This window comes from Deltaproteobacteria bacterium HGW-Deltaproteobacteria-2 (assembly GCA_002840505.1).
In the GTDB taxonomy this organism is placed as follows: Bacteria; Desulfobacterota; Syntrophia; order Syntrophales; family Smithellaceae; genus Smithella.
The window spans coordinates 21,331-42,177 of the sequence record PHBC01000005.1; the positions used below are offsets into that span (position 1 = coordinate 21,331).

Below are 20,847 nucleotides of genomic sequence, written 5' to 3' on the forward strand. Positions count from 1 at the left end.
CAGCTATAAAAATTATAAAAAACCCGGATATTTTATAAGACAAAATCTTATTATATCTATCTTGCTTTTCCACGTATTTGTCAAAATCAGAGCTTATTAATAATGTTTTTATATACGGCAAAGTATGAAAAATAACAACCTAAAGATTGGTGATGATGAAATTATTTCAATCGGGGCGACCACACCGGCATTACTAATTTATTAATGTTTTCAATAAGTACCCTTGGATTTAGACCGTTAGAATTAATAATGCAAATTTTGCTTTTTGAACTTTTTCGGGAAGCATAAACTATTTGTCTTCCGGATGGTGACCAGGACGGTGATTCATTATTAGCGGCATCGGAAGTTAACTGTAAAGTATTATTACCGTCTTCGTCCACGGAGAAAATTTGATACTTATCGTTAACTAATCCTTCGTATGCAAGATGATCGCCGTGCGACGACCACGCAGGGGATGTGTTATATTTTCCTTCAAAAGTGATCCTTTTTACATTATTTCCATCGGCATCCATTATATAAATTTGCGGGGAGCCGGAGCGATTAGAAACAAACGCTATCCTTTTTCCATCGGGTGACCAGGCAGGAGAAACATCTATGGAATAGTTATTTGTCAGACGTTTCAACTGGAGAGAGGCGATCTCCAGCACATATATTTCCTCGTTGCCGTCCTTGCTTAAGGTCAGCAACAATTTTTTGCTATCAGGTGAGAAAGAACCGCACATGTTCAGCCCTTCAAAAGCAGCAACTTTTTTTTCCGTACCATTTTTAAAGTTACGGATATAAACCCCGGGCCGGCCATCTTTGAAAGATGTGAATGCAAGAAAATTTCCATCGGGCGACCAGCGCGGCGCGATTATAATGGATTGATGATTGGTGACGCTTTTTAACTCTGAACCATCATAGTTGATAACGTAAAGATCTGACTTTGATCCTTTCTTGGACACAAACGTAATTTTAGTGTTAAAGTCACCTTCATCATTGATAAGCGCGAGCATAATATCAGAAGCTATTTTTCTGGAAATCGTTTTCAGGCTATTGATATCAGAAATATATTTCTTATTGAAAAGAATTTCTCCTCGGGTGACTTCAAAAAGACGACTCTCCACAATTATCTCTTTATCTTTTTGAATTACATTCCCCATAAGCAAAAAGTCAGCGCCGATAGTTGTCCAATCCGAAAAGCGAATGCTTTCTTTTGCATCAGGCGGAGTGTTTTCTAAAAAGCTTTTTTTATTTAGAATATTGAATAATCCGGTCAGAGAAAGATCTTTTTTGATTCCATCGGAAATTGTAGCGCCGAAATTCGCCGGTTTTATTGTGCTTGCTGTTTTGCTAGCTAAGTCAGAAATAGCAATAGGGATTTGTTGGAAATTGGGAGAATCTATATCTACATAGATTTTGGCGTCAACGTAATTGTCGAAAATCGGTAATGTAAAAAAACACCATATCAATGCTGAAATTAAATAGAATTTTTTCATTAGAGAGATATTTACCTTTCGCGTATTTCACTTCGATGATCTGATATCAATAAACGTCTCGATATTTTTTCAAATATTAGCGTAATTCTTCCGAATGAAAACGGATACCGATTTCGATATTCTTGTCCATAATCCAGTATGGCAATGGTGGAAAGGGACTTGATTTTTTAACTGCACGAAGAGCGGAATCGTCAAAATAACGGTTACCGGAACGTTTTTCGAAACCAACATATTCCAATGTTCCGCTGCGTGAAATTTTAACATCAATGATTGTTTCGATGTTTTCCTTGGGCATCAGAGCTTGCGGCATCGTCCAGTTTTTTTTAACTCTTGACCAAACAACTCCGATATATTCTTTCGTTTGTGTGTTGATTTCCGATTCTGATATTTTTGCCTGGCTTGCGGCCGAGGCAGCTGTTGAAGTGTTAGGTTTATCACGATGGTTCTGTCTAATGGCTCCGACAGCTTTTTCGATATTCAATTTACTAATTTCATGATTTTTTGCCGGAGTGAAAACATTGCTGGTAATTTTTCTTTTTATGATTACCGGGTTTGTTGTTTCGTTGGTTTTCAGGATATCTTTCAGTAAAGAAGAATTATTATTGGGCAGTACAACTTCGGAGCCCACAAGCTGTACGGAATACGCCGGGCCAAAGGTTAAATGCCGGGAGGTTGTCGGTATGGAAACAAAAATAATCGTAATAACAATCAGATGTGCCGCCAGAGAAAGAAAGATCATTTTATGGAATTTGCTGTTGGTGCCGCGGTGGCCGTTATTAAACGCCCGGGATGTCATTTTGTTTCCTCGGGTGGTTCAGTGATCATGCCTAGTTTATCGACTCCGGCCTTGCGCACTTCCGACATGACTTCCACAACAAATCCATAGGGGACGTTTTTATCGGCGCGCAGATATACTTCCCGGTCGATTCTATTGGAAAAAATCGCTTCCAGCTTGGGATTTAATTCTCCCAGCGTTAATTTGGTTTTGTTTAAGAATATTTCTTTAGCATCGGTGATAGTGAGCACCAGTTTTTCTTCGGTGACATCGACGCTTTTTGATTTGACCCGCGGCAGGTTGACATCGATACCCATGGAAAGCATGGGCGCTGTAACCATGAAGATGATCAGCAACACCAGCATAACATCAACTAAAGGTGTGACGTTAATTTCGGCCATGGGTTTATCTTGATTATTTCTTTTACGTAAACGGCGCATAACGAATAAGCTCGAGATTTTTATTTATGAACAATATAACGCTCAACAATATTTAAAAATTCAGCGGTAAAGTTATCCATTTCCTGAACTATATTTTTGGACTGATTTAAAAAGTAATTGTAAAAAATAACGGCCGGTATGGCTGCAGCCAGTCCGGCGGCGGTGGCAATCAGCGCTTCCGAAATACCGGGAGCAACTACGGCAAGGGTTGCCGAACCGCGGGCCCCGATTCCTTTAAAAGTATCCATGATTCCCCACACTGTGCCGAATAAACCAATGAAGGGACTGGCCGACCCGGTTGTGGCCAAAAAGCCCAAAGCGCTTTCCAGTTTGGTCATCTCTGTATTGCAGGCTTTGTTCATGGACCGTTCTATATTGTCCAGAGAGGAAAGACTGATTTCTTCGCTTCCCTGCGCCATTTCGCGCAATGGCTTGTTTATTTTTGTCAGTTCCGTGTATCCGGCGCGAAAAGCTTCTGCGGTAGTAGAAAAAGTATATTTTTTAGCTGCCGGTAAAACGTCGGATAGCTTGTTGCTTTTCAAATACTCTGTGTTAAAATCCTCATTTTCTTTTTTAATTTTTTGATAATTTCGATATTTCAGGAAAATAATCGCCCACGAAATTACGGAAAAAATAAAGAGTAGCAGCAAAACAAATTTGACAACAAAACCGGCGTCAATGATCATGCTTAGAAGACTGCCGTTAAAGCTGCTTCCCAAGTCTAAAGTGCTGATGTCTTTCACTTTTTTGTCTCCAAAATGAAATTTGAATTCGACCTGTAAACTAAAGTAAAAAGATAACCTTGTCAATACATCTTTTTTTAAAACCCTTAATTGGTATTGACAAGTATTTATGACTATGTATAGTCGTAAGCATCTGTTAACGCTATTGGTATCTTTGACGTATATTTAATGCCACACGATAATTTTTATAAGGGGGAAACTTCAGTATGAACAAAGGGAGAGTTTCAACTCAAATTTTGTTGTATTTTCTGATGATGCTTCTGCTGATCAGCGGTTGCAGCAACACAAGCGATGATTTTACTGTAGCCTCGTCAGCCCCGGTTACTTACAGTATTTCCGGTATAGTAAGCGGGACTACTGGTGTAACAATCAATCTAACAGGTGCGTCAACCACTTCGGTAACGACTGATACGTCCGGCGCTTTCAACATTACCGGGCTTGCCAGCGGAAAATATACGATAACGCCTGTGAAAACAGGCTATAAGTTCACACCATCCAGTGCGGCGGTGACGGTCAGCGGAGGCGATGTGACGGTTCCCGATTTTGTGGCAACGGCAAATGCGTCACCAAGATACAGCATTTCCGGTACGGTAAGCGGAGCTGTGAAGTATCCTGTACTGGTAACACTCAGTGATGACGGTTCGGCTACTACCTGGACGGACGCAAACGGAAATTATACTTTTACAAACCTTGTAAATGGCAGTTATACCGTTACACCCTCCCTGGATGGTTATGCGTTTGCTCCGGTCAGCGCAGCGGCAAATATTAGCGGATCAAATGTAACTGTTCCGAATTTTGTATCGACAGCTGATTCGATCACATATTCACAAACCGATCTCGAGGGAATATGGAACATAAATATTCTGAGAAAAAGAACAGCTAGACAAGAATGGGAGCGTTTCAGAATTTCGGTCGATAGTGGCGGTGTTGCTAGCTGTGTTTATCATGATAGCAGTACAAAAGTATTGACAGCCATAGATACCCTGCAAGATGCTTTGACAATTGGTGCAACAAGTTTTTACGTCACGAACGGAGCAATGCCCGTAGGTGCGGTGGTTGTACAAATCGGTGAAGAAAAAATATCCGGAACGTACAACTCATCCACGCGGGAGATTACTGTCTCTATGCGTGGTTATGACGGCACCACTGCGGCAGTTCATGCTGCAGGTGACCAGGTGACAGAGATAAGGCATAACCCTTCAGGAGAGACAGCTTGCCCGAGTCCATTTACTTTAACGTTTACAATGGCCGCCGGCGTGGTAACCCCATCTGGTACTACTGCTTCGGATCTAGGTATTAGTCACATGACGATGACTTCGAGTAAAAATTTAGTCGCCGGAACGGGAACGAGCACTGATTCAAGTTACCAATTGGCCGTTATGCAGAAAGAAGCGCGAGGTACGCTGTCCGCTGCTTTGGATTCTTCTTCGACCAGTTTTTACGTCAACAACCTGACAATGCCTTCAGGCTCGACGATAGTGCAAATAGATAGTGAACAAATATCCGGCACTTATAATTCAGTTACACATCAATTTACTAATTGCACGCGAGGTTCTAACAGTACTACTGCGGCTGCTCATCTTCAGGATGCCGAAGTAGCTCTTGTATACTCACTTGCCGATGTGCAGAATAAGAACTTCGTTTACCATCAATTGCAGGTAGGCAAGATCAATCAATGGGAATATGCCGCAGGACAGACTGATGCGGGCGGTGCAATAAGACTTACCAGTTTGACCTCTCCATCCGGTTCTGCTTCCGATATGCCGAAAGCGCTTGGCGTGACCTTTGTTTTGAATACTGCTACCGGGCGTGTCGATATGAGTGGAACAGTCTATGCATCTTTCCAGGGATTTCTTTCGGACGACAAGAAGACGATAGTTGGAACATTTACAGATAATATTACCGATTCGTCGGCAGTCGATACTGGACAAAACGACTATCATTTAATTGTCTTTCAGATGGATGATCAGACTTATCCTTCCGGTGCATTGTCCGCCGGTACATACGTCGCTCATTTGCTGGGTATCGGCAGCCAGTTCGGTTGGAGCTATTTTACCAGTACAGTGGCCAGTGGTGGGGGCATGACCTTTAGTGGTTTTAATACAAGTAATGGCTCTTTTACTGCTCCTGCGACAACTTCCGGTTCGATTAGCGCGTCAGGTGTTGTAACGATAGCGGGAACTTCCTCGTACCATGGACAAATGTCATACGACGGAAAGTTTATTGTAGGTACGAAAACGTTAGCCAGTGGCGTCTATGCACTTCAGATAGACACAAAGTAGAAAATTAATTAATAATTATTTTAAAAAAAGCCTCATCCCTGTCAGGGACGGGGCTTTTTTATAATCTGCGGTGGTTAATCAATTCTAAAGCAAAGATGATATCGAGGCGGCAGTGAAACTCGAATTACCGTTACGCAGTAAGCGGGAATTCGTTAGTTTGAACTGTCCCGCTTCAGCGGGGCAAGGAGGAGGCGACGAGACGTATTCTACATACGTTGAGGAAGCCGATGACCCGGGCCTGCGCCGGGGCATGCTGTGCTAACAAAGATAACGCTTTGATTTAGAATTGCTTTAATTAATCACAGTGATTCCGGTGGGAAAGCAACAACATCATCTATTTTGCCGGTATCGGCCAGAATCATCATTAGACGGTCAATGCCCAGGGCGATGCCGGCGCTTGGAAGCATGGTTTGCAGAGCATGCAGAAATTTTTCCGGCATTTCGTAGTGCGCCCATTTTTTTACGGCACGCGCCTTCAGCGCTTCTTCAAAGCGTTGTCTTTGTTCTTTTGCGTCGGTCAATTCCGAAAAGCCATTGGCTAATTCCAATCCCCCGATGTATAATTCAAAACGTTCCGCAACAGTTGGATCACTTTTTTTTGTTTTAGCCAGGGCCGCCAAATTTACCGGATAATCATAAAGATAAGTCGGACGTTCAATACCCAAACGCGGTTCAACATATTCCACCATAATTTCATCAAACTTGTCCTGATGCAGGGCTTGCTGCAAACTGATTGGCGAGTATTTGGAAAAAACATCCGCGACGCTGATTCTCTCCCAGGGCGTTGTCAGGCTTATTTTGTTGTTTTGCCAGAGGATGTTTTGATCGTGTCCCATGTCTTTAAATGCTGTGATAAGCATTGCTTCACATTGATCCATGAGCTGATGATAATCGAATCCGGCCACATACCACTCCAACATAGTAAATTCCGGCAGATGCTTATTGCCTCTTTCTGCGCCGCGAAAGCAATGGCTTATTTGAAATATCCGCGGGAAACCCGCTGATAAAAGTCGTTTCATACAGAGCTCCGGTGATGTCTGTAAAAACCAATCATCCGATATAATGGCTTCAATGTGCTCTTCCGGTGCGGGAGAAGGGATTCTTATGGGCGTTTCGACTTCTAGAAAATTATGCTGAACAAAAAAATGACGAACGCTTTGAATTAGTTTGGCACGCAACTGCAAAGTATGCGTTTTACGCGCCAGAAGGAAATAATCATCTTGATTAAATGAGTTCATATTTATAAAGCTTTTTCAAAATGTTTTAGTGGCAAGACGCGCTAAGCATGAGGAGTAAGACGTATTTTTTTACGTGTGACCTTTAAGTTATGCGCCGCAACAACAAAAGCTGAAGCGCAATCCCGATTCTATCGGGACATATAAGTATTTTGAAAAGTTGTATTAACCCTTAACTCTGGTCAAGTATTCTCCCGTGCGGGTATCTATTCTGATCTTTTCACCTTCGGTAACAAAGGTCGGTACCAGAATTGTATAACCTGTTTGCACCTTGACCGGTTTTGTGGAGCCGGCGGCGGTATCGCCTTTGGCCCATGGTTCAGCTTCAGTCACGATAAGTTCAACAAAATTAGGTAGGCTTATACCGATCGGTTTGTCTTCAAAAAGCAGGATTTCCACTTCAATATTATCAGTCATGAAGTTTACGGCCTCATCGACCTGTTCTTCCGTCAGATAAACCTGTTCATAGTTTTCGTTGTCCATAAAACAGTATTTATCGCCTTCCTTGTAAAGAAACTGCATTTTCTTTTCCCGTAAATCAGCGGATTCGAAGGTATCTACAGAACGGAATGTTCGTTCAAACTGATTGCCATTGATCATGTTTTTGAGCTTGGTGCGGTAAAGTGCCTGCCCCTTTCCCGGTTTAACAAAATTAAACTCAGTTATTACATAAGGTTCGCCATCTATTTTCAGCCGCAACCCTTTTCTTAAATCACTGGCAGTGAACATAAAAAATCTTCTCCTTGCTTAATGTAACAAAATTGACAGTTTTACTCTTGGCGCTTCTCTAATCTATTTATTTAAACTTGTCAAAAAAATGTTTATTCTTCTTTAAATCATTTTTTATTGATTTGGACAGCACCTGCAGCGGTATCTTGCCCGCGCTTCCGGGCACGTCCAGAACATATTGAGGCAGGCATAGGCCGGAACTTTGCTTCCATATTTTTTCCATCATAATTACGCCTGCTTGCGGGTCGGTGCGAAAGTGTGAACAGCCCTTAGCCGGATCGCAATGAAAAAGATAATAAGGCCGGACGGATATCTTTTGCAGGCCATAAAGCAGATTTTTCATTACGTCCGGAGAATCGTTAATACCCTTTAGCAAGACAGATTGATTGGAAACGGGGATTCCCACCTCCTGTAGCAGATTGCAGGCAAGCTCTGCTTCCGGGGTGATTTCATTGGGATGATTAAACTGAGTATTAAACCAGAGGGGCCGGTAGCGTTTGAATATACGGCAAAGTTCTTTGGTAATGCGCATAGGCATGACAACAGGAATCCGGCTGCCGATGCGCAGGATTTCTATGTGAGGAATCGCTTTCAAAGAGCCCAGAATCTCTTCCAGGGTTTTGTCATCAAACGTCAGAGGATCACCGCCGGAAACAATTACTTCTCTGATTTGCGGCGACCGGGTGAGATAGCGAATCATTTCTTGCAGGCGTATTTTCAGACGTATATTATTTGGTTGCGACCAGAAACGCTTGCGATTGCAGTGCCGGCAGTAAGTAGCACAAGTTTCGGTGACCATGGCCAGACAACGATCAGTATAACGGTGCACAAGCTTAGACACCGGCATATGGGAATCTTCTTCCAGAGGGTCTTCTAAGACCTTGCCGGAGTGGTACATTTCCCGCGGATCGGGAAAGCACTGAGCGCGTACAGGATCATTTGTATCATTGCTTTGAATGAGGGATAAGTAATAAGGAGTTATGGCCATAGGATAAACGGACGTTACAGTTTTAGACTTAACCTCGTTAAACTCCGTTTTCCCAAGAAGGTTTTCCAGCGTTTCTATTTTAGTAACACGGTTTTTAATTTGCCAGTGCCAGTCTCGCCAGTCTTTTGCCGAGGCTTTAAAATAAGAAAGAAGATATTTTTTATTCATAATGAGCCTCGATTTTCCGAAACGTAGTGCCCGGAAAATCTTAGAGCGAATTATCCCCGTAGCGAAGCGGAGCGGGGTCCCGCTTCTTAAACTGCAAAATTAAAGTGTGTTTCGTATCACAAATTTAGGTGCTTGCAAAGCGAATCAAAGAAAGTTAAAAAGAAATAAAATATTATCTAATTAAATAATCCGGAGAAATACAGTGACTAATATCCAGCAGAAAAAAGAAAGGGTGGCAATGTTATCGGTTGCTTCCAATTCCTTTTTAGTTTTATTCAAAGTCATTGTCGGTTTTTTGATTGGGTCTGTTTCGATAATGTCGGAAGCGATTCATTCGGGTGTGGATTTACTGGCCGCGATTATCGCCATGTTTTCCGTGAAGACATCCAGTGTTCCCGCCGATTCTGATCATCCCTTCGGTCATGGGAAAATAGAAAACATCTCCGGTTTTGTGGAGGCCTTGCTTATTTTTATAGCGGCTTTTTGGATTATTTGGGAAGCACTGAAGAAATTAATCTCCTCTCAAGCCATAGAACATGCCGGATGGGGTGTCGGGGTAATGTTATTTTCTGCTGTTATGAATTTTATTGTTTCGCAGAAACTTTTTCAGGTGGGCAAAGAAGCTGACTCTATTGCCCTGCAGGCCGACGCCTGGCATTTGCGTACGGATGTTTATACTTCGGCCGGCGTTATGGCAGGTTTGGGGATAATTTGGATTGGACACGAATTTTTTTCCGCCCACAACATTAACTGGATTGATCCAGTCGCCGCCATTTGTGTCGCCGTTCTTATTTTGCACGCAGCATTCAATCTGACTGTGAATTCCATACGCGATCTGATGGATGTCCAACTTCCGCCGGAAGAAGAGGGTTATATCCGCGATATAATCAGCCATGATCCAGCGATTTACGGCTTTCACCAGTTGCGGACGCGCAAAGCCGGTCATATTCGATTCGTGGAGTTTCATATCAAGGTTAATCCGCAAATGTCCGTACATGATTCGCACGACATTACCAGAATATTAAAGAAAAAAATAAAAAACAAGTTTACTGAATCCACCATAACCATTCATATAGAACCTTGTGACGGAGACTGCACAGATATCTGCGTTGCCGGATGTCTTTTGCCGGAAGACAAAAGACCGCGGCAGGTATAAAATGACACCGCATAAATTATTCATCACATGTTTTTTATTTGAAGTTCTCTTTTTAAGATATCCTTAAGTGCATAATCGTTTATGTTAAAGTAAAAATTTGTAAGATGTTAAATTTTAAATATAAAATACAATTGCATTTTATATAGGAATTTGTATTGACAAATATGAATATATAAGTTAAGTAATATATAAACACATATACTAACATTTGGATGTTAAATAATACCATCTTGCCTTCAATAATATAACTCTGCGGTTTGGTATTATAATTTAGGGGGATTAATGGAAAGTATGTTTAAGCTTCAAGCCGACATCTGCAAAATTTTCGCCAATGATAAGCGTCTGGAAATTATTAATTTGCTGAAGTGCAGCGAAATGTCCAACAGCGAATTAATGCAAAAGACCGGGTTGAATAAAGTGACGATGTCCCAGCACATGAATGTTTTGAAGTCGAAAGGTGTCATTGTTGTACGGCGTGAAGGCATCCAGTTATATTACCGGATTGCCAATCCCAAAATAATTCAAGCCTGCAACCTGATGAGAGAAGTTTTGATCGAACAGCTTCAGGAAAGAGAAAAAATTGTTTCCAGGCTGGTAAAAGCTTCGAATAAGAAGTCTTAAATTTATTTAAAAAGGAGGTGTGGATAGGCGTTTTTGAATAATCTGATTGAGGAATCAAGGTATTTCATTAACCGGAAATATAAGGAGAGAGAGTATGAAAAAAAACATTTTATTTTATTTTTTGAGTATTAGTGCGGCAATATTTATTGCGACGAGTGCGCATGCAACAAACGGCATGCGGATGATTGGTTTCGGGCCGGTCCAAGATTCCATGGGCGGAGTAAGTGTGGGACTACCGCTGGATGCCGCATCAATACTGACCAATCCGGCAGGCATGAGTGTTTTGCCGGGACGGATAGATTTTGGTGCCTCGTATTTTGTGCCTTCTGTCAAATATAAGGCAACTGGTGGGGCGGACGGATCTGAAGTTGATTCTGACCGTGGGGGATCGCCGGTTCCCGCCTTTGGCTTGATCGTACCTCTTGGTGAAAAATTCAGATTTGGAGTAGGCGCTTACGGAATAGCCGGTATGGGTGTCGATTATCCCGCAAATCTATACGGTAGTGTCACCTATACAGCCTATTCTCAGATGCGTTTTGCACCGGCATTGTCTTATAAGATTAATGATATTGTAACTGTCGGGGCAGCCCTCAACATTATGTATGCGACAATGGAATTCAATGTTGCTAATCAGCCACCCGCTAATCAGTTACCGCATATGGGGGCATCGTCTTTTGGTTATGGGGCAACTTTTGGAGTATTGGTAAAGCCGGTCGATTTTCTCCAGATTGGATTGGCCTACGAGACAAAAAGCACTTTTCAGGATTTCAAATTCAACACCAGCAATGGTGAAGATAAAATAGATTTTAATCAACCCCAAACGGCAACTATAGGTTTAGCTATTAAGCCAATCAAAGATCTGTCCATAGGTTTTGACGTTCAATGGATTCGCTGGTCGGAAACCAATGGGAAAGATTTGCCCAAATATACCGCCAATGCCAGTTATGCAATGCCCTGGAATTTGGATTGGAGCGATCAGTTTGTCTATAAAATCGGTGTTCAGTATGCGGTTCATCCAATGGTGACTTTGAGGGCTGGTTATAACTATGGCAAAATGCCCCTCAATAGCGATCGCGCTTTCGAAAACATTGCTTTTCCCGCTGTTTCCGAACATCACATTACCGCAGGTCTAGGAATTAATTTCAACAAGCAGTTTACGCTGAACATCGGCGGTATGTATTCACCGCCGGCGAAAATTACCGGCTCTAATTCGGCACAGTATATAAGCTCGTATGAAACAGAAATGTCACAGTACTCCCTTGATATGGGCGTTACATATATTTTTTAATTTTTTTAATTGACGCGGCAGCGTTGAGCTGTCGCGTCAATATTATGCAGGAAATAATTTATTGTTCTTCAATTTGTATTAAATACAGGAAAAGAAGCATTGTAGTTAAGAAAACGGGAGATTAATTATGAAAAGAATCCTGATTATCGGAGCCGGGACGGCAGGAACCATGATGGCAGTTCATTTGTCGCGCAAGCTGAGTCGTAAAGAGTGGGTTATCACGATTCTGGACAAGGATGAGAATCATTATTACCAACCAGGTTATCTATTCATCCCGTTTGGAATCTATACAAAAAAAGATGTGATCAGGAAAGGTGCCAAGTATATACCTTCAGGGATCGAATATCTGCTGACCGAAGCCGAGCAAATCGTTGCCGACCAGAACCGGGTCAAACTCAAGGATGGTCATGAGATCAGCTATGATGTCCTGATCATCGCCACCGGTACCAATATCCATCCTGAGGAGACCCAGGGCATGATGGAGAATGGCTGGCGGGAGAACATCTTTGATTTCTATACCGCTGATGGAGCCGAGGCTCTGGGGAAAAAACTGGCTGATTTCAAGGGAGGCAAAGTGGCGATCCATGTAGCCGAGATGCCCATAAAATGTCCCGTAGCTCCACTGGAAATAGCCTTCCTTAGCGACTGGTATTTTGCGAAAAAAGGGATCCGCAAGGACGTAGCGATCGATTTCGTCACTCCCTTGGCCGGGGCTTTCAGCAAGCCGGCCACGGCCAAAGTTATGGGACATCTGCTCAAAGAGCGGGGGATTAATATGATTGCGGATTTTGGCACCGAGCGAGTTGATTACGGCAAACTTATCGGCTATGACAGCCGCGCTGTGGGTTATGATCTATTGATTACCACGCCGACCAACATGGGTGATGCGCTCATGGCCCGTTCCGGTCTGGGAGACGATCTTAACTATGTGCCTGCAAATAAAAACACCTTACAGGCTAAAGCCAAAGACAACATCTTTGCCCTGGGTGATGCCACCAACTTGCCCAGTTCCAAGGCCGGTTCGGTGGTCCATTTCCAATCAGAGATTCTCACCGAGAACATCCTGAGCTATATAAAGGGTAAAGAGCTCAGTGCCAGTTTTGACGGACATTCCAATTGTTTCATAGAATCGGGTTATGGCAAAGCTTTTCTGCTTGATTTTAATTATGAGATCGATCCGGTGGAAGGAACCTACCCGCTGCCCTTTTTCGGTCCATTCAGTTTGCTGCGCGAGACTCGCCTCAACCACATAGGTAAGCTGGCCATGAAATTCGTCTATTGGAATATCCTGCTGCGGGGTATACCCGTGCCCGGCATTTCCTCAAAGATGGGCACGGCAGGCAAGAAAATTTCACAAGCTTAGGGTGGGTGTTACATACAAAAACATCATTAATCGAAAAACCGATATTGGCAAAGGAGGTCATATGGCTACAAAAGAAATCGCAGGAAAAACAGTTAATGTAACTGACGAAGGGTATCTTACCGATCCGTCCCAGTGGACTAAAGAGGTGGCGCAGGCCATTGCCGCAGAGGAAAGTATTACTCTCACAGACGCGCACTGGAAGGTGATTGATTTTCTGAAAAAAGATTTTGCCGCTACCGGCGTACTGGCATCCATGCGGCGGATTAATAAGACAGGCGGTATTCCCACCAAGGAATTGTATGACCTGTTTCCGGACGGACCGCTCAAAAAAGCCGCCCGTATCGCGGGACTGTCCAAACCGACCAGCTGCGTATAATAAAGGAGGATATCATGGCTGATGAAAAAATAAAGAAAGTATCAATTATCTGTTCCAAAGGTTCTCTCGAAGGTATTTATCCGGCCCTGATCATGGCTAATGGCGCACGTATGGAAGGAATTGAGGTCAATCTCTTTTTTACCTTTTTCGGAATGGATGCCATCACGAAGAAGAAAGTGAAAAAAATCAAAGTCGCTACGGTGGGCAATCCGGCCATGGGCATTCCAACCCTTATCGGCGCGATACCTGGTATGTCTGCTATGGCCACATGGATGATGAAGAAACAAATGGACAAACTTGATATTCCGCCTATTGATGAATTCATCGAGATGATCAGCGCTGCCGGAGGGAAGCTCTATGCCTGCAAGGCCAGCGTCGATATGTTCGGACTTAAAAAAGAGGACTTTGTGGACGAGGTTCAAAAAATCCTGACCGTTGGCGAATTTTATGCGCTGTCTGCGGGAGGACAGATTATTTTCACGTAAACACGATTACCTGCAAGGTAAAAAATAGATTTGTTTTTAAATATTAAATAAATGAATCGGTGGTTTGATTTCCGGCAGTTTGTCGCCTTCGTACAATACTTTTTCCAGAAACAAACCGGAAGGTGGGGCGGTGAATCTCGCCGGTACCTCCGAATAAGAAGTAAGCAGTTTTTCAATATCGCGTTGGGTGAAATTATCGCGGCCAGCCTCTACGGTTACTCCCACTATGCGGCGCACCATTTTCCAGAGAAAATGAGAACCGACAACTCGCATGGCAATTATGTCGTCAAATTCCTTTAACTGTGTTGCTTCAATATTGACTTTTGAGGATGTTTCTTTTTCCATTCTTTTATCGGCAAACGAGACAAAGTCGTGAAAGCCCTGAAATAAATTCAGCGCCTGCTGCATTTTGTTGATGTTAAGATTGTCTTTGATCCACCAGACATAACGCTTGCCGAAAGCTGTGCGCCGCTTTGCGATAAGATAAAGATAGCTGCGGCTCACGGCATGATGGCGGGCGTGAAAGAGCGCAGGGGCATTTTCTACCTGCAAGACATTAATACTTGCCGGCAAGTTATCATTGATTCCGATGCGGAGAGTTTCCGTATTAATCTTTTTGGAAGATTCCAGATGGGCGGTTTGCGCCAAAGCATGCACTCCGGCATCGGTTCGTCCGGCTCCTTGAAGTTGCACCGGCCCGCCTAAAAATTTCTGTGCGGCGGCAATTAAAGTTTCTTGAACGCTTTTAGCATTTTTCTGAGTTTGCCAGCCGCGATAATTGGTTCCGTCATATTCCAGAACTAATTTATATTTATGCAATTTTTATAAACCTCGAAGGTTATAATGAGACTCGAATATTAAAAGGGTAGCGCATTATTACTGGATTCCTGCCTTCGCTGGAATGACACCGTTTATGTTTTCATTTGCCGGAATAACATTTTGCTGTATTTGCTGGTTTTGTTTTACCGGTCCCAAGATAGTCATCGCTGAAATATTTTTCAGCAGTAATCCTCCCGGGTCAAGACAATAGATTTCTGCCCCGGGATATAAAGTTGTGATGACAGCCTTTCCGATGATTTTCCTGCTTTCCTTGCCGTCAAAGTCTATTGTTTTCAAGCCCCACGCATTATGAAAAATGAGAGCCCGGCCGTTTTGTTCTCCGATGTAGAGCATGACGTGGCCCTTGCGCCAGAGAAGACTCAAATAAGGAATTCCCTTTTCTATTATGGTTTTTTCTTTTTGTTCCGGATCGAGATTTTGCAGATCAATGAATGTTCCTACTTTTTTAACCTGGTCTTCGGAGTGCCTGGGCAGCCAGATACCGAAAGGAGCAAAAAAATCTCTAGTCATTGCCGAACAATCGCGATTTCCATAGAGGCCACCCCATCCGTATGGCTCATCAATCAGTTCATTGGCGATTTTTACTGCATTGGAGTAGGTAAAAGGCAGCGGTTTAAGCGTGATGACTTGAGGAGAAACAAAACCATGCTTAATAATAGCGTTGTTATTTTCATCTGCCACGGCAGTAAGTATTTCCAATTTATCCGGCATTTCTCTGACCAAGGGAAACATTTGTCCTATGGATGTTCGGAGATTAAATCGGCCATCGGTGTCAAAAATAACAGATTTATCCCTGGCAATGACGGCATAACGGCCGGATTCCCACATTTTAATAAAATTTTCATCTACATGCGCGTAATCTTCAACCGGCATCCATCCGAAAGCGAAACTGGTTTCTACCAGTGCCCATGATTTATCAGCGCTGAGATGGCATATAATAAGAGGAGTGTTTGCGGCTACGGATGATATTTGCAGGTTATCAAAAGGCCAGCCGGAGATGTCTCCGTCAGAGCTGTAAAAATGAGGGCTTTGCGTGGGCAGCATGCGTAGATTAGTGTTTCTTGTTGTAATTGCCGGCTTAAGAGTGTTGGGATAATCATCCAAAGAAACGTTTTGCTGAAGTTTTTTTAACCAGGACGCAGAATGTTTTTTTTTGTTTTCGCCATAACCGGGGCTCATGGCGAATCTCTTGAAAATCAAAGATACTTTTTCAGATGACGAGTGAACAGGCTTGAGATTATGCCAGACCGAAAAGTAAATTTTATCGTAATCTTCATTAACTTTAACCTGATCCTGGGCTGCCAGGATAAATTTTTCTTTGACAGTTTCGGTTAAATAGGCTGTATGATCCTGGCTCAAATCCTTTACATCTTTGATAATGTCCGGATATTTAGGACAACAGGAGACTATAAATAATATTAAAGTAAAATAAAAAAATTTTATTTTCATGAAAAAATGCCTTGATTTAATTTCATACGCTTTTATAGTCTTTTTTAAATTATTGAGCAAGATTAAACAATAAATGTTTTTATCCTGCAGTTGATAAATAATTTTGTGGCATAAGACATTGAACACTGGTATAAGTGACAAAGTTATGTCAGGCGAGGGGAAAGAAGATTTTTTAATAAAAATTTTTGTCCTTTGCGGAAAAGTAAGGAGCTGAAAAATGGATAGTTTTGTACCCAAGAAGATTTTTTTTACAAAAGGAGTAGGCACACACAAGGATGAATTACATTCCTTTGAGCGTGCTTTGCGTGACGCCGGAATAGAAAAATGCAATCTGGTGCAGGTTTCCAGTATATTCCCGCCGCGCTGCAAAATGATTTCCAAAACGCAGGGATTGAAGCAGTTAACACCCGGCGCCATTACCTACTGTGTTATGAGCCGCTGTTGCACCAACGAACCCAAAAGACTTATGGCGGCGTCGGTCGGTTGCGCCATTCCCGCCGACAAATCATCTTACGGTTACATCAGCGAACATCACGCTTATGGCCAGAACGAGAAGCAGGCAGGCGACTACGCGGAAGATCTGGCGGCGGCCATGCTGGCCTCCACTCTGGGCATTGATTTCGATGTGGATGAGAGTTGGGATGAGAAAAAAGAAATTTTTAAAATCAGCGGCAAAATAGTCCGAACGCTTAACGTAACTCAATCCACAATTTGTAAGGATAATAAATTCACAACGGTTATTGCTGTGGCTGTATTTATTTTTTAAGTTATCTTAAAATACCATAAAAATTGTATAGAAAAGCGGTTCGGCAATCCTTTCATTGTGATGTTATTCTATTATGTCTCAAAATGATAAGCCAGTAAAGATTTCCAGAGAAATCCCAACGCTGAAAATTCACGATGTCGGCGGGGCGGAACTACCTTATCTTTATTACGAAGGGGAAGCTCCGCAGATACTTTTTGCTCACGCTACCGGTTTTCTACCCTGGCTCTGGCATCCGATAATCGAGGATTTGACACCGCATCATGAGTCCTGGGCGCCCTATATGTGCAATTATCGCGATTGCGATCCGGAAAAAGGTTTGGGTTGGGATGTTATCGCCAGAGATTTAATCAGTTTCTGCAGTTCGCAAAACATTACGGATAATCTGGCCGTAGGGCATTCGATGGGCGCTACAGTTATAGCTATTGCCTCGGCATTGTTTGGCCTGCAGCCGCGTGGCATGATTTTGATTGAACCGATTTTCCTGCCGGAAGAAATTTATTCCATCGATATGAAGATCAAAGATCATCCGCTGGCTTCGCAGTCGATAAAAAGAAAAAACAGATGGCAAGATGAAAAATCAGCCCTGGAATATCTGAAGTCGAAATCACTATTTGCCGGATGGGATAAACAAATGCTTGAGTTTTATCTTAAATACGGAATGGAAAAACAAGCCGAAGGTGATTTAAAACTTACCTGTTCGCCGAGAAATGAAGCCGCACTGTTTATGGGCGGTAACAGCACCAATCCCTGGCCGCTGCTTAAGAAGTTGACCTGTCCGGTTCTTATAGTGGAAGGGGAGAAAAGTACCAATAAAGAATTTATCGACTTAAAGAAGGCTGTTTCATTATTGGTTAACGGAAAGTATAAATCAGTTCCTGATGCCGGACATTTGATTCCCATGCAAAAACCTAAAGAAGTAGCTAAAATCATAAAAGAATTTTTAGCGAAAGTATTTTAGGAAACGATTGACGAATTTCGATAAATATGTAAAATTCCCGCCAGAAGTATATTAATACCATAATAGTGCTTTGATTTAAAATTGATATAAGATCAATAAGGGGATCTTTGTTGATGACAGTGACCGAAAACAGTCAGCACCATACGGAAGCTGAAGAAAAACGACAGCCGGGGACATTTCTGGTTTGGCCGTTTGCCTTTATCGGAGAGAAGGTTATCGGCTGGATTAACATGTTGGGCAAGGCAACCATTTTCCTTTGCCTGGCGCTTTGGAAAACTTTTCGTCCCAAGCAGTTTCCCAAGGTAATTGCGCAAATCTATTATATTGGGGCCAGCTCCACAACGATTATCCTTTTGGTGAGCCTGTTCACCGGCATGGTTTTGGGTTTGCAATCATACCACGCTCTGATACAGTTTGGCGCGGTTGGCGGCCTGGGAGCGCTGGTCTCTCTTTCCCTGATCAGGGAATTGGGCCCGGTTTTGACGGCCATTATGATTACGGCTAGAGCGGGATCCGCTATCACGGCGGAAATAGGTATTCAGCGTATTTCGGAGCAGGTCGACGCCCTGCAGACTATGCGTATAGATCCCTTTCGATATCTCATCAGTCCTAGAATTATCGCTGCGATCATCAGTTTTCCTCTGCTCACGGCTGTGTTTGATTTTATTGGTATTATCGGCGGCTACATCTCCGGTGTAGCGCTTCTGGGCTTGAATGCCGGAGTTTATTCTCACAGCATTCAAGCCAACGTTGATATGAAAGACCTTACCGATGGTTTTATTAAGGCGATAGTGTTCGCTGTAATCGTTGCCACCGTTTGCTGTTATCAGGGATATTATGTGCACATGCGCAAGGACAGCCATGGCGCGAAGGCTGTCGGTTTGGCTACAACTTCGGCAGTCGTTACCTCCTGCGTGTTGATTCTTGTTTCGGATTACGTGGTAACTTCACTGCTTTTAATATAGAGAAATTTATGAATGCGATTCCATTGATTGAATTTAAAAATATCACCAAGCGCTTCGGATCCCAGACTGTTCTGCAAAGCGTTAATTTGCAAATATATGAAGGAGAGGTAACTACCATTATTGGTCTCTCCGGTTCGGGCAAAAGCGTTCTGCTTAAACATATCATCGGTCTGCTTAAGCCCGATGAAGGAACCATTCTCTTCCGCGGCAAACCGTTGACTGAAATGAAGAAATCCGAGATTGCCGCTTCGCTGGCCCAAATTAGTTACATGTTTCAGGGCAATGCGTTGTTCGATTCCCTGAATATCTATGATAATATTGCTCTGCCTCTGATAGAGACTACAAATCTGAAGAAAGCGGAAATCACTCGGCGTGTAATGGCCAGAATTGAACAAACAGAATTAACCGAAGCAACTTACAAATTCCCTTCGGAACTCTCCGGAGGTATGCAAAAACGGGCGGCGCTGGCGCGCGCGCTGATAACCGATCCGCGCATCGTTTTATTTGATGAACCAACGACCGGCCAGGACCCTGTCCGAAAAAATGCTATACTTAGCATGATTGCCCAGTACCAGAGGAAATTTAATTTTACGGCTATCATGGTCAGCCATGAAATTCCTGATGTTTATTTTATTTCTAACCGGATTCTTGCCCTCTATAATAAAACTATAGTTTTTCAGGGAACCCCGGAAGAGTTGGGAAATTTTGATCATCCTTTTAACGACGAGGTTATCCATAGCCTCGAAGGATTGCAGAAGGAACTGACGGGTTTGTATTCTAAACGACAGTTCAAAATGTTAAATCATGTTCAGTTAAAGCGTAGAGAATCAGGTGAAAATTATTGCATTGCAGTTTTTACTTTATCAGACCTGGACACAATAATTTCCGTTCTGGGTCACGACGCGGCGCAGGAAGTCATTCACTCGATGGGAATGTATATAGATAAACACTTCGGCGCCATAGGCGGTTTTTCTACCCGCCGCAAGTCCAATGAATTTGTTACAATGCTGCCTTTTTCAGATCTTGCGGAAGCTGAGAGCATTTTGAAAGATTTCGTTAATGATTTCAAGGCGCAGGGAATCCGCGATATTTGGGCCGGAGCTCAAAAACTTGCACCTTCGGATAAATGCGTTGATTTCGCCATCCTGGCGGGCATTGCCGAAGGACCGCCTGTTGCGGAAATAGATTTCATTATAGAGCTGGCCAAATCTCAACAAAAAGAAATAGGGCGTTTGCGATGCGCCGCCAAGGAGTAAACAAATGAAAAAATACAAGATAGAAACCATCGTAGGCATCTTTGTTTTTTTGGGACTGCTCTGCATAGGGTATATGACCGTAAAACTCGGTAAAGTTTCTTTTCTGCAGGATGATTCATATCCTTTAACTGCCAAATTCATTTCCGTAACCGGACTTAGAGATGGGAACCCGGTGGATATTATGGGCATTGAAGTCGGAAGAGTGGAGCGAATCACCATGGATCAGGAAAACCAGCAGGCGGTCGTGCATATGAAAATTAGAAAAGGTATAAAGGTATATGATGACGCCATTGCTTCTATTAAAACGGAAGGTTTGGTAGGCGACCAGTATATCAGTATTGATCCGGGGGGATCCGGCACGCTCCTGAAGCCTAACGGAACAATTATGGAAACGCAGGCGCCCGTGGATATATTAGGACTTATCAGCAAATACGCTTTTGGTGATGTAAAAAAACAGTAAAATGGTATAATGGAACACGAGGAGGA

At 42.9% G+C, this 20,847-nt stretch carries 21 protein-coding genes; 12 read left to right on the forward strand and 9 right to left on the reverse strand.

All coding sequences use genetic code 11. The features are described 5' to 3' along the window. Positions 1-161: 161 nt before the first annotated feature. The 4 genes from tolB to tolQ form a co-directional block, all read right to left on the reverse strand. Positions 162-1,478, reverse strand: coding sequence for a Tol-Pal system beta propeller repeat protein TolB (gene tolB, locus CVU62_10740; protein ID PKN37077.1), 1,317 nt, complete (start codon positions 1,476-1,478; stop codon positions 162-164). Between the two features lie 76 nt (positions 1,479-1,554). After that, entirely contained in the window at positions 1,555-2,274 is a 720-nt protein-coding gene (locus CVU62_10745) for a hypothetical protein (GenBank protein ID PKN37078.1), read from the reverse strand. Beyond that, the gene (gene tolR, locus CVU62_10750; GenBank protein PKN37079.1) at positions 2,271-2,693 is read right to left on the reverse strand and encodes a protein TolR; all 423 of its coding nucleotides are present in this window, start codon (positions 2,691-2,693) and stop codon (positions 2,271-2,273) included. The genes CVU62_10745 and tolR overlap by 4 nt, the downstream gene beginning before the upstream one ends. 20 nt (positions 2,694-2,713) lie before the next feature. After that, positions 2,714-3,379 (reverse strand): protein TolQ, encoded by a 666-nt coding sequence (gene tolQ, locus CVU62_10755; protein PKN37313.1) that lies wholly within the window; start codon positions 3,377-3,379, stop codon positions 2,714-2,716. Positions 3,380-3,642: 263 nt separating this feature from the next. On the opposite strand from tolQ, the gene CVU62_10760 reads away from it, so the two are divergent. Beyond that, positions 3,643-5,718: a hypothetical protein gene (locus CVU62_10760; protein PKN37080.1), complete on the forward strand. Its 2,076-nt coding sequence runs from the start codon at positions 3,643-3,645 to the stop codon at positions 5,716-5,718. 299 nt (positions 5,719-6,017) lie between these two features. On the opposite strand, the gene CVU62_10765 is transcribed toward CVU62_10760, so the two are convergent. The 3 genes from CVU62_10765 to CVU62_10775 form a co-directional block, all read right to left on the reverse strand. Beyond that, positions 6,018-6,956, reverse strand: a complete 939-nt coding sequence (locus CVU62_10765; protein PKN37081.1) for an EF-P lysine aminoacylase GenX — start codon at positions 6,954-6,956, stop codon at positions 6,018-6,020. A 162-nt stretch (positions 6,957-7,118) separates the two neighbouring features. Next, positions 7,119-7,682, reverse strand: coding sequence for an elongation factor P (gene efp, locus CVU62_10770; protein PKN37082.1), 564 nt, complete (start codon positions 7,680-7,682; stop codon positions 7,119-7,121). Positions 7,683-7,749: 67 nt separating this feature from the next. Continuing rightward, positions 7,750-8,838, reverse strand: coding sequence for a lysine 2,3-aminomutase (locus tag CVU62_10775; protein ID PKN37083.1), 1,089 nt, complete (start codon positions 8,836-8,838; stop codon positions 7,750-7,752). Positions 8,839-9,076: 238 nt separating this feature from the next. On the opposite strand from CVU62_10775, the gene CVU62_10780 reads away from it, so the two are divergent. The 6 genes from CVU62_10780 to CVU62_10805 all read left to right on the forward strand — a co-directional run bounded on the left by CVU62_10780 (position 9,077) and on the right by CVU62_10805 (position 14,127). Beyond that, the gene (locus CVU62_10780) at positions 9,077-9,994 is read left to right on the forward strand and encodes a cation transporter (GenBank protein PKN37314.1); all 918 of its coding nucleotides are present in this window, start codon (positions 9,077-9,079) and stop codon (positions 9,992-9,994) included. A gap of 282 nt (positions 9,995-10,276) precedes the next feature. Continuing rightward, positions 10,277-10,615: a transcriptional regulator gene (locus tag CVU62_10785; GenBank protein PKN37084.1), complete on the forward strand. Its 339-nt coding sequence runs from the start codon at positions 10,277-10,279 to the stop codon at positions 10,613-10,615. Between the two features lie 94 nt (positions 10,616-10,709). Then, a complete protein-coding gene (locus CVU62_10790; protein ID PKN37085.1) occupies positions 10,710-11,903 on the forward strand; it encodes an aromatic hydrocarbon degradation protein in 1,194 nt (397 codons plus the stop codon). Between the two features lie 127 nt (positions 11,904-12,030). Next, positions 12,031-13,266 (forward strand): oxidoreductase, encoded by a 1,236-nt coding sequence (locus CVU62_10795; GenBank protein PKN37086.1) that lies wholly within the window; start codon positions 12,031-12,033, stop codon positions 13,264-13,266. Between the two features lie 61 nt (positions 13,267-13,327). After that, positions 13,328-13,642, forward strand: a complete 315-nt coding sequence (locus CVU62_10800) for a sulfur relay protein DsrC (protein ID PKN37087.1) — start codon at positions 13,328-13,330, stop codon at positions 13,640-13,642. A 14-nt stretch (positions 13,643-13,656) separates the two neighbouring features. Beyond that, on the forward strand, positions 13,657-14,127 hold the full coding sequence (locus CVU62_10805) for a hypothetical protein (protein PKN37088.1): 471 nt from the start codon (positions 13,657-13,659) through the stop codon (positions 14,125-14,127). A gap of 36 nt (positions 14,128-14,163) precedes the next feature. Here the strand turns inward: CVU62_10805 and CVU62_10810 are convergent, their stop codons facing one another. Beyond that, a complete protein-coding gene (locus CVU62_10810; protein PKN37089.1) occupies positions 14,164-14,946 on the reverse strand; it encodes a tRNA pseudouridine(38-40) synthase TruA in 783 nt (260 codons plus the stop codon). Positions 14,947-15,003: 57 nt separating this feature from the next. Next, complete coding sequence (locus CVU62_10815) at positions 15,004-16,653, reverse strand: hypothetical protein (protein ID PKN37090.1); 1,650 nt, start codon at positions 16,651-16,653, stop codon at positions 15,004-15,006. On the opposite strand from CVU62_10815, the gene CVU62_10820 reads away from it, so the two are divergent. From CVU62_10820 to mlaD, 5 genes are all read left to right on the forward strand, one after another. Continuing rightward, positions 16,634-17,182 (forward strand): arginine decarboxylase, pyruvoyl-dependent, encoded by a 549-nt coding sequence (locus CVU62_10820; GenBank protein ID PKN37091.1) that lies wholly within the window; start codon positions 16,634-16,636, stop codon positions 17,180-17,182. The genes CVU62_10815 and CVU62_10820 overlap by 20 nt on opposite strands. A gap of 73 nt (positions 17,183-17,255) precedes the next feature. Then, positions 17,256-18,140, forward strand: a complete 885-nt coding sequence (locus CVU62_10825; GenBank protein PKN37092.1) for an alpha/beta hydrolase — start codon at positions 17,256-17,258, stop codon at positions 18,138-18,140. Positions 18,141-18,253: 113 nt separating this feature from the next. Further along, complete coding sequence (locus CVU62_10830; protein ID PKN37093.1) at positions 18,254-19,105, forward strand: ABC transporter permease; 852 nt, start codon at positions 18,254-18,256, stop codon at positions 19,103-19,105. Positions 19,106-19,113: 8 nt separating this feature from the next. Further along, positions 19,114-20,361, forward strand: a complete 1,248-nt coding sequence (locus CVU62_10835) for a diguanylate cyclase (GenBank protein ID PKN37094.1) — start codon at positions 19,114-19,116, stop codon at positions 20,359-20,361. A gap of 4 nt (positions 20,362-20,365) precedes the next feature. Continuing rightward, entirely contained in the window at positions 20,366-20,821 is a 456-nt protein-coding gene (mlaD, locus tag CVU62_10840) for an outer membrane lipid asymmetry maintenance protein MlaD (protein ID PKN37095.1), read from the forward strand. Positions 20,822-20,847: the final 26 nt, after the last annotated feature.

Coding starts and splice junctions, on each gene's coding strand:
- tolB (PKN37077.1), bottom strand. CDS start 1,478: ATGAAAAAATTCTATTTAATTTCAGCATTGATATGGTGTTTTTTTACA.
- CVU62_10745 (PKN37078.1), bottom strand. CDS start 2,274: ATGACATCCCGGGCGTTTAATAACGGCCACCGCGGCACCAACAGCAAA.
- tolR (PKN37079.1), bottom strand. CDS start 2,693: ATGCGCCGTTTACGTAAAAGAAATAATCAAGATAAACCCATGGCCGAA.
- tolQ (PKN37313.1), bottom strand. CDS start 3,379: ATGATCATTGACGCCGGTTTTGTTGTCAAATTTGTTTTGCTGCTACTC.
- CVU62_10760 (PKN37080.1), top strand. CDS start 3,643: ATGAACAAAGGGAGAGTTTCAACTCAAATTTTGTTGTATTTTCTGATG.
- CVU62_10765 (PKN37081.1), bottom strand. CDS start 6,956: ATGAACTCATTTAATCAAGATGATTATTTCCTTCTGGCGCGTAAAACG.
- efp (PKN37082.1), bottom strand. CDS start 7,682: ATGTTCACTGCCAGTGATTTAAGAAAAGGGTTGCGGCTGAAAATAGAT.
- CVU62_10775 (PKN37083.1), bottom strand. CDS start 8,838: ATGAATAAAAAATATCTTCTTTCTTATTTTAAAGCCTCGGCAAAAGAC.
- CVU62_10780 (PKN37314.1), top strand. CDS start 9,077: ATGTTATCGGTTGCTTCCAATTCCTTTTTAGTTTTATTCAAAGTCATT.
- CVU62_10785 (PKN37084.1), top strand. CDS start 10,277: ATGGAAAGTATGTTTAAGCTTCAAGCCGACATCTGCAAAATTTTCGCC.
- CVU62_10790 (PKN37085.1), top strand. CDS start 10,710: ATGAAAAAAAACATTTTATTTTATTTTTTGAGTATTAGTGCGGCAATA.
- CVU62_10795 (PKN37086.1), top strand. CDS start 12,031: ATGAAAAGAATCCTGATTATCGGAGCCGGGACGGCAGGAACCATGATG.
- CVU62_10800 (PKN37087.1), top strand. CDS start 13,328: ATGGCTACAAAAGAAATCGCAGGAAAAACAGTTAATGTAACTGACGAA.
- CVU62_10805 (PKN37088.1), top strand. CDS start 13,657: ATGGCTGATGAAAAAATAAAGAAAGTATCAATTATCTGTTCCAAAGGT.
- CVU62_10820 (PKN37091.1), top strand. CDS start 16,634: ATGGATAGTTTTGTACCCAAGAAGATTTTTTTTACAAAAGGAGTAGGC.
- CVU62_10825 (PKN37092.1), top strand. CDS start 17,256: ATGTCTCAAAATGATAAGCCAGTAAAGATTTCCAGAGAAATCCCAACG.
- CVU62_10830 (PKN37093.1), top strand. CDS start 18,254: ATGACAGTGACCGAAAACAGTCAGCACCATACGGAAGCTGAAGAAAAA.
- CVU62_10835 (PKN37094.1), top strand. CDS start 19,114: ATGAATGCGATTCCATTGATTGAATTTAAAAATATCACCAAGCGCTTC.
- mlaD (PKN37095.1), top strand. CDS start 20,366: ATGAAAAAATACAAGATAGAAACCATCGTAGGCATCTTTGTTTTTTTG.